Annotated in this window: 10 protein-coding genes and 1 other RNA gene; all 11 read right to left on the bottom strand. The window is 66.5% G+C overall.

The genetic code is table 11. From position 1 onward, the window contains the following. Positions 1-320: 320 nt before the first annotated feature. The 11 genes from ACCQ05_RS09270 to ACCQ05_RS09220 all read right to left on the bottom strand — a co-directional run bounded on the left by ACCQ05_RS09270 (position 321) and on the right by ACCQ05_RS09220 (position 14,311). Positions 321-1,169 carry an ABC transporter permease subunit gene (locus ACCQ05_RS09270; RefSeq protein WP_372393583.1) on the bottom strand — a complete coding sequence of 283 codons (849 nt, stop codon included), beginning with the start codon at positions 1,167-1,169 and terminating at the stop codon, positions 321-323. Further along, entirely contained in the window at positions 1,166-2,077 is a 912-nt protein-coding gene (locus tag ACCQ05_RS09265) for an ABC transporter permease subunit (protein WP_372393582.1), read from the bottom strand. Before ACCQ05_RS09265 ends, ACCQ05_RS09270 begins: the two co-directional genes overlap by 4 nt. Then, positions 2,069-2,144: non-coding RNA, sX9 sRNA (locus ACCQ05_RS09260), on the bottom strand. Before ACCQ05_RS09260 ends, ACCQ05_RS09265 begins: the two co-directional genes overlap by 9 nt. Before the next feature lie 61 nt (positions 2,145-2,205). Further along, a complete protein-coding gene (locus ACCQ05_RS09255; RefSeq protein ID WP_228964492.1) occupies positions 2,206-3,336 on the bottom strand; it encodes an ABC transporter ATP-binding protein in 1,131 nt (376 codons plus the stop codon). Positions 3,337-3,897: 561 nt separating this feature from the next. Continuing rightward, positions 3,898-5,388, bottom strand: coding sequence for an efflux transporter outer membrane subunit (locus ACCQ05_RS09250; protein WP_228964491.1), 1,491 nt, complete (start codon positions 5,386-5,388; stop codon positions 3,898-3,900). A 4-nt stretch (positions 5,389-5,392) separates the two neighbouring features. Beyond that, positions 5,393-6,979, bottom strand: a complete 1,587-nt coding sequence (locus tag ACCQ05_RS09245) for an MDR family MFS transporter (RefSeq protein WP_104540329.1) — start codon at positions 6,977-6,979, stop codon at positions 5,393-5,395. Further along, positions 6,976-8,169 (bottom strand): HlyD family secretion protein, encoded by a 1,194-nt coding sequence (locus ACCQ05_RS09240; protein WP_372393581.1) that lies wholly within the window; start codon positions 8,167-8,169, stop codon positions 6,976-6,978. The genes ACCQ05_RS09245 and ACCQ05_RS09240 overlap by 4 nt, the downstream gene beginning before the upstream one ends. Positions 8,170-8,607: 438 nt before the next feature. Then, a complete protein-coding gene (locus tag ACCQ05_RS09235) occupies positions 8,608-9,723 on the bottom strand; it encodes a polyamine ABC transporter substrate-binding protein (RefSeq protein ID WP_372393580.1) in 1,116 nt (371 codons plus the stop codon). A 263-nt stretch (positions 9,724-9,986) separates the two neighbouring features. After that, a complete protein-coding gene (locus ACCQ05_RS09230) occupies positions 9,987-11,354 on the bottom strand; it encodes an aspartate aminotransferase family protein (RefSeq protein ID WP_372393579.1) in 1,368 nt (455 codons plus the stop codon). A gap of 809 nt (positions 11,355-12,163) precedes the next feature. Further along, positions 12,164-13,549 (bottom strand): glutamine synthetase family protein, encoded by a 1,386-nt coding sequence (locus tag ACCQ05_RS09225; RefSeq protein ID WP_372393578.1) that lies wholly within the window; start codon positions 13,547-13,549, stop codon positions 12,164-12,166. A gap of 6 nt (positions 13,550-13,555) precedes the next feature. After that, positions 13,556-14,311 carry a gamma-glutamyl-gamma-aminobutyrate hydrolase family protein gene (locus ACCQ05_RS09220; RefSeq protein ID WP_372393577.1) on the bottom strand — a complete coding sequence of 252 codons (756 nt, stop codon included), beginning with the start codon at positions 14,309-14,311 and terminating at the stop codon, positions 13,556-13,558. Between the last annotated feature and the right edge of the window lie 110 nt (positions 14,312-14,421).

Raw genomic sequence — 14,421 nt, 5'->3', positions numbered from 1 at the left:
GTAGCCGCGTCACAACCGCCTGAAATCGGTGCAACGCTGTGTTTGCCGCTGCCGCGACGCAATGCCGCACCTCCATCGTGCGACGCAAGCCACATGACCGCTGAAGAGCACTTGCAGGACAACGGGACGGAAAGACGCCTGCCCTCGACCATGCTTCAACCGCGCAGGATGCTCCAGCATCGCGCACTGGCAGCTCCACTCATGGACGACCACGACAATGCGCCGGAATTCGATGGTTCTGGTTGTCCTTGGCACCAGCGCGTGTCTGCCTGGATGCGCCTTTGTTCGAGACGCCCCGCCGCATCAACGCGGATGCGCGCTCAGGCGGTCGCTTGCTGCGCCAGCTGCTGATCGCGCAGGCGACGTTTTTCGCTGCGCGCCAGCAGCCACCAGCCGATCACCGCGGCGATCGAGACCGCCAGCACCATCAGGGTGGCCAGGGCGTTGATCTTCGGGCTGATGCCCAGCCGCACCGACGAGAACACCTTGATCGGCAGCGTGGTGGAACTGGGCCCGGCCAGGAAGCTGGCGATCACCACATCGTCCAGCGACAGCGTGAATGCCAGCAGCCAGCCCGAGGCCAGGGCCGGGGCGATGATCGGCAAGGTGATCAGGAAGAACACCTTCAGTGGCGTGGCGCCCAGGTCCTTCGCGGCCTCTTCCAGCGAGCGGTCCAGTTCCTGCAGGCGCGAGGAAATCACCACCGTCACGAACGACACGGTGAAGGTGACATGCGCCACCCAGATCGCCACTGCGCCGCGTGGTGCGATGCCGAGCACGCCGCCCATCGAGACCAGCAGCAACAGGATCGACAGCCCGATGATGACTTCCGGCATCACCAGCGGCGCGGTGATCAGTGCGCCGAACACGGTCTTGCCCGGAAACCGGCGCATGCGCACCATCGCCATGGCCGCCATGGTGCCGAGCACGGTCGATGCGCAGGCGGTCCAGAACGCCACCTCCAGGCTGACCCAGGCCGCGTCCAGCAGTTGCCGGTCGCGCAGCAGCTCGCCATACCAGCGGGTGGAAAAGCCGCCCCACACCGTGGCCAGGCGCGAGGCGTTGAACGAATACACCATCAGCAACAGGATCGGCAGATACAGAAAGCCGAACCCCAGCGCCAGGATGCCGCCCCCCAGTACGCGGCCACCGCGCGAGGCGCGCATCATGTCAGCCGCCCTTCCAACTCGCGCTGCTGGTAACGGTGGAAGATCACGATCGGCACCAGCAGCACCACCAGCATGACGGTGGCCACGGCCGCGGCCACCGGCCAGTCGCGGTTGTTGAAGAATTCGCCCCACAACACGCGCCCGATCATCAAGGTATTCGGGCCGCCCAGCATTTCCGGAATGACGAACTCGCCCACCGCCGGAATCATCACCAGCATGCAGCCGGCCACGATGCCGTTGCGCGACAGCGGCAAGGTGATGCGCACGAACGCCTGCCACGGACGCGCGCCCAGGTCGTAGGCCGCTTCCAGCAGCCGGTGGTCGTGCTTGACCAGATTGGCGTACAGCGGCAACACCATGAAAGGCAGGTAGCAATAGACGATGCCGATGTAGGCGGCGATCGGCGTGTACAGCAACTGCAGCGGCTGCCGGATCACACCGATCGCCAGCAACGCCTGATTGAGCAGGCCATTGCCATCGAGGATGCCGATCCAGGCGTAGACGCGGATCAGGAACGAGGTCCACGACGGCAGCACCACCAGCATCATCGCCACGTTGCGCGTGGCCAGCGGCAGGCGCGCGATTACATATGCCATCGGGTAACCGATCAACAACGCCAGTGCGGTGGAAATCGCCGCGATCCTGATCGAACTCAGGTACGCGGCCACGTACTGGCTGTCGCGCAACAGCACCAGGTAATTGCCCAGATGCAGCTTGACGCTCACCGCGCCATCGGCCGCATACGCGAACAGCGGCGTGTACGGCGGCATCGCGGTGGCGCGCTCGGCAAACGAGATCTTCAACACGATCAGGAACGGGATCGCGAAGAACACCAGTAGCCAGAGATACGGCGCGGCGATCACGCCCCAGCGCGCGCCCGGCACCCCGCGGCGGAGAGTGGTTAGCAAAACGTAGCGAGCAGTCGCCAGGGGGGTGCGGACGGCGCGGAGGAACCGCAGTGTACGGGTGGTACATGAGGATTCCGAGCACCGGCTGCGCCCCCCTGGCGGCTGCGCAGTAGTTTTGCTGGCCGCTCTCATGCGGTGAGCACCACGCCGTCGTCCTCGCCCCACCCCACCCACACCGCATCGCCCCAGGTCAGCGCTTCGCTGGCCCAGCGCTGGCGATTGGCGAAGTTGGCCATCAGCTTGACCCCGCTGGGCAGGCGCACGTGATACACCGAGTGGCTGCCGAAATAGGCGATGTCCTCGATCACGCCCTGCGCCTTGTTGCAGGCCTGCGCCGGCTCGTCCTTGCCGATGGCGAGCTTTTCCGGGCGCAGCGCAAACGCCACTGCCTGCCCTTCGAAGCCGGTGATGCCGTGACCGATGCGGATCGGCGCATCGAACGCAGGCGTCTTCAAGGCGACGTAGTCCGGTTGGTCCTCGGCAATGACCGCATCGACCAGATTCACCGAACCGATGAACTCGGCGGCGAAGCGATTGGCCGGCTGTTCGTAGATTTCGTCCGGGGTGCCGACCTGCTGGATCCAGCCCTGGTCCATCAGCGCGATGCGCGTGGCCATGGTCATCGCCTCTTCCTGATCGTGGGTGACCATCACGCAGGTGACGCCGGAGGTCTCGATGATGTTGACCAGTTCCAGCTGCATCTGCGAACGCAGCTTCTTGTCCAGCGCGCCCATCGGCTCGTCCAGCAACAGCAGCTTGGGCCGCTTGGCCAGCGAGCGCGCCAGCGCCACCCGTTGCTGCTGGCCGCCGGACAACTGATGCGGCTTGCGCCGGGCCAGCGCGCCCAGCTGCACCAACTCCAGCATCTCGCCGACACGGGTGGCGATGGCGGTCTTGGGCAAGCCTTCCTGCTTCAGCCCGAAGGCGATGTTCTGCTCCACGCTCATGTGCGGGAACAGCGCATACGACTGGAACATCATGTTGATCGGGCGCTCGTACGGCGGCAGCGCGTCGATGGGCTGACCATCGAGGGTGATGCGCCCGCTGGTCGGCCGCTCGAAACCGGCCAGGCAACGCAGCAAGGTGGATTTGCCGCTGCCCGACCCGCCCAGCAACGCGAAGATTTCGCCCTTGCGGATCTGCAGGCTGACATCGTCCACGGCAACGAAGCCGTCGAACTCCTTGCGCACCGCGTCGATGGACAAATAACCGGCATCGGCGGGGCTGGAGGGTGGCGACATGGCCTCGGGCAGTGACATGGGTTCTCTCGATGGCGGCAGGCGCGGGCGCCATGCACGGAGTCTGCGCGCCATCATGACAAAAGCCGGATTCGCCTGCAGGCTACCCGGCCGATCGCGGCGCAAAGCCACGCATCGCCCATCGCTGTCGACTGCCGGACACATGACGCATGACGCACGCGACCGCGTGGCGCATGGCCTGCGCCTATACCGCAGCGGTATGGCGTAGCAGCGGACCTGGCTGCGACACTGTTCCGAAGACCCTCCACCACGCCGCCGACAGTCCCCCACAGGCGCGGCGACCAGGTCGGGCGCACCCACGCCGACTCACTGCGCCATGGCAGACATCCTTGCGAACTGCGAGGGACCCGAAACGCGGCGACAACCATGTGGCCATCGCGGTGCGGGCGAGACGCGCATGTCGCTTTCGCCGACCGCCTTTCACGCTCGCCGTTGCGCGACGGCGACGGCGTATACAGCGACAGCGCCGGTTCGCCCCCGCCGGCAGCGAACGCATCCACGACCTCCGGGGCAACCGCCTCGACACGGCCGGCATCCGCGCTCAACGAGCGGCCGGATGCCTCAGCGCGTTTCCTGCGGCGCCTCGCTCCAGCCCAGCCCCAGGCTCTTCTGCAAGGCCACATAGTTCACCAGCAACTGCACCTGCGCCTGCGCGGCGGCGTCCTGCGCCGAGAGTTGCTGGCGCTGCACATCCAGCAGGTCGATCGAGGAGGTCGCGCCGGCATCGCGGCGTTGCTGCATCAGCCCGGCCGAGCGCGTGGCCGAGGCTTCGGCCTGGCGCGCGACCACCAGTTGCTTGCGCGCCGAGCCGAAACGCGACAGCGCCGCATTGGCGTCCTGCAAGGCGCCCAGCACCGCCGCCTCGTAGGCCGCTTCGCGCCCGGCGTTGCCGGCGCGCGCTTGGTCGACCTGCGCGCGGGTCTTGCCGAAATCGAAGATCGACCAGCGCAGCATCGGCGCCGCCAGGACGGTGCGCGCATCGGAATTGAAATCGCTGGGTGAGCCGGCCACCCAGCTCAGGCCGCCCAGCAGGGTCACCTGCGGGAAATAGCCATTCAAGGCCTCGCCGATCTGCGCGCTGGAGGCAGCCAGCTCGCGCTCGGCCTTGCGCACGTCCGGGCGACGGCGGATCAGCGCACCGGCATCGTCCACGCGCACCTGCGTCGGCAGCATTGGTAGCGGCTGGGGCGTGCTCAACTGGGCATCCAGCGCGCCGGGCTCGCGCCCGACCATCAGCGCCAGCTGGTCCTGCGCTTCCTGCGCCTGCATCTGCAATGGCAGGCGTTGCGCTTGCTGCTGCTGCACCTGGGTGGCGATCTGTTCGACCTGCAGGTCCGACGCGGCGCCCTGGCTCCGGCGTTGCTGTACCAGCTGCAGCGTTTGGCGGATCTTGTCCAGGTTGGCATCGGCGATCGCCAGCCGCGCCTGCAACCCACGGTAGTTGAGGTACACCTGCCCGACCTCGGCGGCCAGCTGCACCTGCGCATCGGCCAGTTCGGCCTCGGAGGCCTGCGCCTGGGCCAGCGCGCCTTCGGCGGCGCGGCGGCGGCGGCCGAAGAAGTCCAGCTCCCAGCTGGCATCGAAGCCGGCGCTGTAGATCTCGGTCTTTTCCAGATCCAGCGCCTGGCTGCCTTGCGCGGGCGGCTGGCCCTGCTGGCCGTTCTGCAGGCCGCCCAGCGTGTCCACGATGGACTGCGGCGGTTCGGCATACGCATACACCGCGCTGGCGTTGAGCTTGGGCAGACGCTCGGCGCGGCGCTGGCGGGCCAATGCGCGATTGGCCTGCAGGCGTGCCTGCGCGGCACGCAGATTGGGGCTGTCGGCCAGCGCCTGGGTCACCAGCTGGGTCAGGGTCGGGTCGTGCAGTTCTTCCCACCAGTGGTTCAACGGTGCGGCGGCTACCACTTCCGCGCCGCTGGCGCGATGCAGCGTCGGGGCCTGCATGGCCGCATCGGCCACCGGGGGGGCCTTGGTGTAATTGGGGCCGAGCATGCAGCCGCCGAGTACGACGGCACTCAACGCCGCGGCCAGCGGCAGGCGGAGCAGGCGCATGGAATCAATGCATCGCAAGGTGCGTCCCCTTGGGTAACGGCTTGAGCAAAAAGGCCAGCGGGATCGTGCACACCACGATCATGCCGAAGATCCAGAACAGGTCGCTGTAGGTCATCACCAGCGCCTGCTGTTGCACCACCCGCGCAAACTGCGCGATGGAACGAATCGCCGCCTCGCCCCCGGCGCTGCCCTGCATCTGCGCGCTCAGGCCGGCCAGCGCCTCCTGCGCGCGCGGGGCGTTGGCGGTGATCGAACTGCCGATGGTTTCGGTGTGGAAGGTCATGCGCCGCTCCTGGAAGGTGGAGATCAGCGCCAAGCCGACCGAACCGCCCAGGTTGCGACCGGCATTGAACAGCCCCGAGGCGTCGCCGGCCAGTTCCGGAGGCACCGAGGAAATGGCCGCCTGGTTGAGCGACATCATCGCCAGCGCCAGCCCGCAGCCCTGCAGCAGCTGCCCGGCGACGAAATGCATGCCCACCGTGTCGGCGGTCAGCTCCAGATTGACGAAGCAGGCGGCAGCGAAGCACAGCAGGCCGGCGATCACCAGGATGCGCACGTCCACCACGTCCAGCAGCTTGGGCATCATCGGCATCAGCAGCACGGTCGGCAGCCCGGACAGCAGCAATACGTAGCCGGCCTGCTCGGTGTTGTAGCCGGAGATCACCGCCAGGAACTGCGGGATCATGTACATCACGCCGAACAGGATCATGCCTACTGCCATGATCATGATGAACACCGCACCGAAGCTGCGATGCAACAGCAGCGACAGGTGGATGACCGGTGCGCGCTTGCGGAACTGGCCGACGATCAACGCAATGAAACCGCTCAAGGCGATCAGGCTCAGCGTGTTGATCTCGCTGGATTCGAACCAGCGTTCGCGCTGGCCCTCCTCCAGCACCACGGTGAGCCCGCCCAGCCCGGCCGTGAGGCCGTAGATGCCCAGCCAGTCGGCATCGAGCAGACCGGCCCAGTTGCCCTTCTCGTGTTCCAGCCCCAGCAGCAGCAGCGCCACCAGGCCCGCGCAGATCGGCACGTTGATGAAGAAGGCGTAGTGCCAACTGACGTTCTCGGTCAGCCAGCCGCCTAGCAGCGGGCCGATCACCGGCCCCATGATCACGGTCATGCCGAACAGCGCGGTACCCATGGTCTGCTGGCTGGGCGGCAGCCGGGTGGCCACGATGGTCAGCGCGGTGGGAATCAGCGCGCCGCCGGCCAGGCCCTGCCCCACGCGGCCGATGATCATCATCGGCAACGAGGTCGACAGGCCGCACACCACCGAGAACGCAGTGAACATCACCGCGCAGATCAGCAGGAAGTTGCGCAGGCCCAGGGTGCGCACGAACCAGCCGGTCAACGGGATCATGATGATCTCGGCCACCAGGTAGGCGGTGGAGATCCAGGTGCCTTCGGTGCCGCTGGCGCCCACCTCGCCCTGGATGGTGGGCAGGGCCGCATTGACGATGGAGATGTCCAGCGTGGCCATGAACGAGCCGATGGTGCCGGCCAGCACCGCCAGCCATGCGCCCGGATCGGCCTTTTCGCGACCGACGCTGCCGCCGGCGCCCTGGCCGGTGGCGGCCGCTGCGCTCATCGCGCGCGCTCCTGCTCCTGCACGCGCTCGGATTCTGCTTCGGCGCGTTGCTTGGCGTCCTTGGCCGAACGGGTATCCACCGTCACTTCCACCGACATGCCCGGCACCAGCACCTTGCGCGCCTCGGCGCCGGCCAGCACGCGGATACGCACCGGCACCCGCTGCACCACCTTGGTGAAGTTGCCGGTGGCGTTTTCCGGCGGCAACAGCGCGAATTGCGAGCCGGTACCCGGCGACAGGCTTTCGACCTTGCCGTGCAGCTTCACGCCCGACAGCGCATCCACCTCGATCTCGGCAGGCTGGCCGGGACGCATCAGGCCGACCTGGGTTTCCTTGAAATTGGCGACCAGGTACAGCGACTCCTGCGGCACGATGGTCATGGTGCGGGTGCCGGCGGCCAGGAACTGACCTTCCTGCACGGTCTTGTCGCCGACCCGGCCGTGGATGCGGCTGGTCAGGCGGGTGTCTTCCACTGCCACCCGTGCCTGGTCGGCATCGGCGGTGGCTTGCTTCAGGCCGGCCTGGGCCTGTTCCAGCTGCGCGCGGCTGGCCTGGATCTGGCTCTGCGCCCCGCTGGCCTGCGCCTGTGCGGCCTCGTACTGGGCGCGGGCGCGGGCCAGTTCGTGCTGCAGGCTTTCCTGGTGCTCGTGGGTGTCGGCGCCGGAGGCCGCCAGTGGCGCGAAGCGCTTCACTTCGGCCTGGGCGAACCTGAGACTGGCCGCGGCCGAGGTCACCTGGGTCCGCGCCTGCACCAGCGCCGCTTCCTGGCCGGCGACATTGGCAGTGGCGGCCACGATGTCGGCCTGGCGTGCGGCAATGGCCGCCTCGGCCTGCTGCAGGGTGGCCTGGTAGGTGCGGTCATCGATCTGCAGCAGCGGCTGGCCGGCCTCCACGATCTGGTTGTCGCCCACCAGCACCTTGGTCACATAGCCGCTGACGCGCGGCGCCACCGCCACCGAGTCGGCCTGCAGGTAGGCGTTGTTGGTGTCCTGCATGTAGCGGCCCTTGACCAGGTAATAGGCCAACCAGACCACCAGCAGCACCAGCACCAGCACGCCCACCAGGATCAGGGTCCATCTGACCTTGGGATTCTTCAGCGGCGACGGCTTTGGCGGCTGCTGGGCCTCAGCGCCCTGGGCATCGGCGGACGAGTCGCGGCCATCATTGGACGGGTGGTCTTGGTTGCTCAAAGGAAACGTCCTGTGTGTCGTGGGCGAGGCGCGCCAGGGCATGCCGCAGCAGCGGCGCAAGCGAGCGCGGCGAAACCATACAATTATTTAAACCCGCCAGTACAGATAGTGTGACGAGTCCGGTCAGCCGGCGCTGGGCTTGTGCAGGCCAGTGCGCCGGATGGGTCGGTGGCGCGACGGGCAGCCGGCCCGCGACGACCGGACGCCGCAGTACCGACCGCGCGCCCTTGCGACCAGGTTGGAAGTGTCAGCGACCAGGATGGGTTTTTTATTGGGATGCAACGGCCTGCGCCGCGCCGGTGTCTGGCACATGGACCTTGGAGCGGCCGGCACCCCGTCGCGGGGGGGCGCATGGAGATGCACGACGCGCAGGAACCAGGGCGAAGCTTCCGGGCAACGACGACGCCCACCCGGCCGCCGCACAGGCGGGCGGTGCAGTCAGCGGCCGGTCTTGATCTCGGTCCACAACCGCGTGTACAGGCGGTCCACGTCCGGCGGATTGATCGCGTAGGTGAACATCTTGGCGGTCACCTCCGGCGGCGGATAGATGGTGGGATCGTTGCGGATCGCCGCATCCACCAGCGGCGTGGCGGTACGCACCGGGTTGGCGTAGTGGATGAAGTTGGTATTGGCCGCGGCCACCTCGGGCTTCAACAGGTAGTTGATGAAGGCGTAGGCGTTGTCCGGATGCTTGGCATCCTTGGGAATGGCCAGCATGTCGAACCATTGCGGCGCGCCTTCCTTCGGGATCGCGTAGGCCACCTTGACGGTGTTGCCGGCTTCCACGGCGCGATCGCGCGCCTGGATGATGTCGCCCGACCAGCCCACCGCCAGGCAGGTATTGCCGTTGGCCAGCGACGTCACGTACTGGCTGGAGTGGAAATTCTGCACATACGGGCGAATGGCCTTGATCAGCGCGGCGGCCTTTTCGATCTCGGCCGGCACCGTGCTGTGCGGGTCCAGGCCCAGGTAATTGAGGGCGATCGGAATCATGTCCGAGGGCGTGTCCAGGATGGTCACGCCGCAGTCCTTGAGCCTGGACAGGTTGTCCGGCTTGAACACCAGATCCCAGCTGTTGGCCACCTCGGTGCTGCCGAAGATCGCCTTGAGCTTGTCGACGTTGTAGCCGATGCCGGTGGTGCCGATCATGTAGGGCACGCCATAGACATTGCCCGGGTCCTGCGCAGCGATGCGGCGCATCACCTCCGGGTCCAGATTGGCCAGGTTGGGGATCTTGCTCTTGTCCAGCGGCAGGAACACGCCGGCCTGGATCTGCCGGCCGAAGAAATTGAGCGTGGGCACCACCACGTCGTAATCGCTGCCGCCGGCCAGCAACTTGGTTTCCACCATCTCGTCGCTGTCGAACACGTCGTAGGTGACCTTGATGCCGGTGCTCTTTTCGAATGCCGGAATGGTGTCTTCGGCGATGTAGTCGGAATAGTTGTAGACGTTGAGCACCTTGGCCTGCGCGTCGGCTTTGCCCGGGGCGCCACCGCCGCCACAGCCGGACAACAGGGTGATGGACAGCGTCAGTGCGAGCAGTCGCAGCGTCATATGGGTCTCCAGCGCAATGGGGCGGCCCGGCGCGGGGCCGGCCTGCCGCCAGACTACCCACCGTGCCCAGGTTTGCCCAGCGGGGCCGGCCGGGAGGTGCGCTGACCATGCACGGGGTAGCATGCTGGCCGCCCGCAGGCGCGTTCGCAGTAACCGATGCCGTGCCGCCGATCGGCAGGCCAGACCCTGCACTGCCGTGGCAGCGGACGCAGGATGCTCCTGCAGCGAGTGCTGCTGCCGCGCCGGCGATGCGTCGCTGTCGCTTACCTGCCCAGCGCGTGTGCGGTGTCGTCCAGCGCGCCCCAGGCCTTGTCGAACAGCTCGTCCACCTGGGCGCGGGTGATGATCAGCGGCGGCGACAGCAGCATCGCGTCGTAGGTGGCGCGCAGGATCAGCCCACGTTGCAGCGCGAAATCACGGCAGAGCGCGCCGACCCGCCCGCGCCCGGGAAAGTAGGTTCCACGCCGGCTTTTGTCCGGCACCAATTCCAGCGCACCAACCAGCCCGGCGATGCGCGCCTCGCCCACCAGCCGGTGCTCACCCAGCTCGGCCCAGCGCTGCGCCAGATACGGCGCAATCTGCGTGCGAGCAGTGTCCACGATGCCCTCGTCCTGCAGCAGGCGCAGATTCTCCAGCGCCACCGCCGCGCACACCGGGTGCCCGGCATAGGTACCGCCATGTGCAAGCTCGCCGCCCTGCTGCTTGAGCACTCCGGCCACGCGATCGCTGAACATCGCCGCCGCCAGCGGGATATAGCCGGAGGTGATGCCCTTGGCCAGCGTCATCACATCCGGCTGAAACCCGAAATACTCGGCTCCGAACCATGGCCCGGTGCGCCCGAATCCGCAGATCACTTCATCGGCCACCAGCAACACGTCGTAGTGCCGGCAAATGCGCTCGATCTCCGGCCAGTAGCTGCGCGGCGGGATATAGACACCGATCGCGCCCATGATGGGCTCGCCGATGAAGGCAGCCACGTTTTCCGGCCCGAGTTCGAGAATCTTCGCCTCCAGCCGGCGCGCCGCCAGCAGGCCGTAGTCCTGCGGATCCATGTCGCCGCCATCGCCGAAGTGATACGGCGGTGCGATATGCACGATGCCAGGGATCGGCAAGCCTCCTTGCTTGTGCATGCCCTGCATCCCGCCCAGGCTGGCGCCAGCCATGGTGGTGCCGTGATAGCCATCGTGTCGACCGATGAAGACCTGCTTCTGCGGCTGCCCCTGCACCGCCCAGAAATGCCGCACCAGGCGCAGGATGGTGTCGTTGGCCTCCGACCCGGAGTTGGCGAAGAACGCATGGTTCAGATCGCCCGGCGTGAGTTCCGCCAGCTTGGCGGCAAGGCGGATGGTGGGCTCGGTGGTGCACTGGAAGAAGCTGTTGTAGTACGCCAGCTGCTCCATCTGCCGCGCCGCTGCCCGGGCCAGCTCGGTGCGCCCATAGCCTACGTTGACGCACCACAACCCGCCGAATGCATCCAGCAGCTTGTTGCCGTCGGCATCCCACACGTAGACGCCTTCACCGCGCGTCAGGATGCGTGTGCCTTTTTGCGCCAACACCGCGTTGTCGTTGAACGGATGCAGATGATGCGCCGCATCGAGCTGCTGCAGGGACCTGAGCACAGAAGAATCCACGACCTGCTCCACGCGTGAGGAATCAAGAGCATACCCAGGCCCCGTTGCCGGACCGTGGACGGTGTTGCAGAGCGCTCCGCCAAGCCCGTGCGCGTCCGACAGACAGCTTGGCCGCGAGAACTTCCTCTGCCGCTAACCTCGCCCTCATCCGCCCTTCGGTCACCTTATCCCCATGAAGGAGGACAATGTCCCAATGGGAGAAGGAAACGTCTGGCGACGTAGGCGGCCTGCACATTTCGACCGCACTTTCGGCCTCCTGCCCAGCACCGCCTGGCCTGCGCATGGCGCCGCACCTCCGTGCGTTGCGCAAAACGGCGCTTGCCCTCCTTTACCCTGCCTTGCTTTGCTTACGCTTGTCCGGAGCCCCATACCGCAGCGGCAAGGCCGGCAGATACAACCCGTAGGGCGGCGCGCATGGATGCGCGACGTTTTTGTAAGGGACAGGGATGTCCCTTACAAAAATTTCTGCCGGCCTTGCGCACCCGTAGCGCCGCAGGCGCGTAGGGCGCGAGGACGGGGTGTGCTTTCTTTGGTTACTTTGGTCAGCCTGCGGCTGCCGTAAAGCGCTTCTTTGCACAAGCAAAGAAAGTGACTCGCGCCCGAAGGGCGTGAAAGCTCTGCGTTAGTTTGAAATATCCAAAAGCAATCCCGAAAGGCGCGAAAGCTCTGCTTTAAACTTGAATCCCCAGAAACGCGCAAGCACACAAACCACGCCACGCTTCAACACCACCCGACACCATACCCTCATCCGCCCTTCGGGCACCTTCTCCCAATGGGAGAAGGGAAACGCCCGGTTTCGACCACGCCGCTCACACGTTCAACAAAAGGAACTCCCGCTCCCACGAGCTGATCACCCGAAAGAACGTCTCATATTCCTTCCGCTTCACCGAGATATAGGCCCGCACAAAGCGCGCGCCCAACATATCCTGCAATGCCTCGCATCCCTCCAACCCATCCAGCGCCTCCCCCAACGAGCGCGGCAGATCGTAGCCCTGCTCCTTGCCATTGCTGCTGACCGGCGCAGTTGGTTCGAGCTTTTCGCGGATACCCAATAACCCGCAGGCCAGGGTCGCCGCCATCGCCAGATACGGGTTGGCGTCGGAGCCGGCGAAGCGGCTTTCCACCCGCATGTTCTGCGGCGCATCGATCGGCACCCGTAGCCCGCAGGTGCGATTGTCGAAGCCCCACAGCACATTGCTCGGCGACACCTCGCCGAACATCAGCCGCCGGTACGAATTGACGTTGGGTGCCAGCAGCCCCATCGCCATCGGAATGTATTTCTGCAAACCACCGAGATAGTGCGCAAAGGTGTCGCTGAAGCCGCCTTCGCGTTTGCCGCTGAACACGTTCTTGCCGGTGCCCGCGTGCAACAGGCTCTGGTGGATGTGCATCGCGCTGCCCGGCTCGGTTTCCATTGGTTTTGCCAGGAAGGTCGCATACACGCCGTGGCGCAGCGCGGCCTCGCGCATGGTGCGCTTGAACAGGAACACCTGGTCGGCGCGCGACAAGGCATCGGCATGGGTGAAATTGACTTCCAGCTGCGCGGCGCCGGATTCGTGGATCAAGGTGTCCACATCCAGTTCCATTGCATCGCAGTAGTCGTACATCAGGTCCAGGATCGGGTCGAACTCGTTGACCGCATCGATGGAATACGACTGCCGCGCGGTCTCCGGCCGGCCCGAGCGGCCGGCCGGCGGCAGCAGCGGGAAATCCGGATCAGTGTTCTTCTGCACCAGGAAGAACTCCAGCTCCGGCGCCACCACCGGCTGCAGCTTGACCTGCGCATAGGCATCGAGCACGCGCCGCAACACATTGCGCGGCGCCAGCTCGTGCGGCTGGCCATCCTTGGTATAGCAATCGTGGATCACCTGCGCAGTGGGGTCGGCGGCCCATGGCACCATGCGCACGGTGGAGGCATCCGGGCGCAGGTGCATGTCCGAATCCGATGGCGAGGTCAGCGCGTAGTAGTCGTCGGGAAAGTCGCCGGTGACGGTGGTGGCGAAGATGCCTTCCGGCAACCGCGTGCCGTAGTCGTGGGAGAACTTGTCGGCCGGGATGATCTTGCCGCGCGCGTTGCCGGTGATGTCCGGCACCAGGCATTCCACCTCGGTGATGTGACGGTCCTTGAGCCAGCGGCGCAAAGCGCTCTCCGGCTGCTTGGGCGTGGCGATGCGCGAACGTTGGCGAAGCGACATACAACCTCACTGGCCGCGCTGGGCGGCATGACGGCGACAGGCGTGGCCGAAGGCCTCGAAGATGGCACGGTAGAACGGTTGCTGTGTGACACGCCATTCCGGATGCCACTGCACCGCCAACAGGAATCCCGGCCCCGGGCCGCGGAAGGCTTCGATCAGGCCATCCGGTGCGGTGGCTTCGACCAGCAACCCGTCGGCAAGCCGGGCGATGCCCTGCCCGTGCAGCGAATTGACCATCACCTCGCTGGCGCCGCTCATGCCGGCCAGCCAGCCGCCAGGCTGGAGCCGCACCGGATGGGCGGGGCCGTATTGCACTTCCAGCGCAGCGCTGCGGTCTTCGCGGTGATCGGCCAGGCCGGGCACGTCATGCACGCGCTGGTGCAGGCGCCCGCCCAGCGCCACGTTCACCTCCTGCAGGCCGCGGCAGATCGCCAGCACCGGCAGGCCGCGCGCCAGCGCCTGCGGAATCATCACCAGGCTGGTGGCATCGCGGGCCGCATCGTGAGGGTTGCCCTCCCAGCTGGATTCGTCGCTGTAGTGATGCGGCTCGATATTGCTGACCGCCCCGGTGAGCAACAGGCCGTCCAGGCGCTCCAGCCACACCGCGGCATCGAGCGTGGGCTGCAGGCTGGGCAGCAGCACCGGCATGGCCCCGGCCGCTTCCACCACCGCGCGCACGTATTTTTCGCCGGCCGCCAGGAACGGATGCGGCGCCTGCGCGATGCGGTCGGTCGGCAGCCCGACCAGCGGTACGACAGCCATGCAGACATCCCGATGCGGCGCGTTGAACGGCAGGTGCATCCGAACTTACCGCGCTACCGCCGCCATTGCCACCGCGGCCGCGGCACGCGCCTGCGACGGCTCACGCGCGC

This window comes from Xanthomonas sp. NCPPB 3582, from assembly GCF_041475735.2.
In the GTDB taxonomy this organism is placed as follows: domain Bacteria; phylum Pseudomonadota; class Gammaproteobacteria; order Xanthomonadales; family Xanthomonadaceae; genus Xanthomonas; species Xanthomonas codiaei.
Note: the sequence above shows the minus strand (reverse complement) of the source record. Positions and strands in the feature narration are given on the sequence as shown.

Coding starts and splice junctions, on each gene's coding strand:
- ACCQ05_RS09235 (WP_372393580.1), bottom strand. CDS start 9,723: ATGACGCTGCGACTGCTCGCACTGACGCTGTCCATCACCCTGTTGTCC.
- ACCQ05_RS09250 (WP_228964491.1), bottom strand. CDS start 5,388: ATGCGCCTGCTCCGCCTGCCGCTGGCCGCGGCGTTGAGTGCCGTCGTA.
- ACCQ05_RS09245 (WP_104540329.1), bottom strand. CDS start 6,979: ATGAGCGCAGCGGCCGCCACCGGCCAGGGCGCCGGCGGCAGCGTCGGT.
- ACCQ05_RS09270 (WP_372393583.1), bottom strand. CDS start 1,169: ATGATGCGCGCCTCGCGCGGTGGCCGCGTACTGGGGGGCGGCATCCTG.
- ACCQ05_RS09255 (WP_228964492.1), bottom strand. CDS start 3,336: ATGTCACTGCCCGAGGCCATGTCGCCACCCTCCAGCCCCGCCGATGCC.
- ACCQ05_RS09225 (WP_372393578.1), bottom strand. CDS start 13,549: ATGTCGCTTCGCCAACGTTCGCGCATCGCCACGCCCAAGCAGCCGGAG.
- ACCQ05_RS09220 (WP_372393577.1), bottom strand. CDS start 14,311: ATGGCTGTCGTACCGCTGGTCGGGCTGCCGACCGACCGCATCGCGCAG.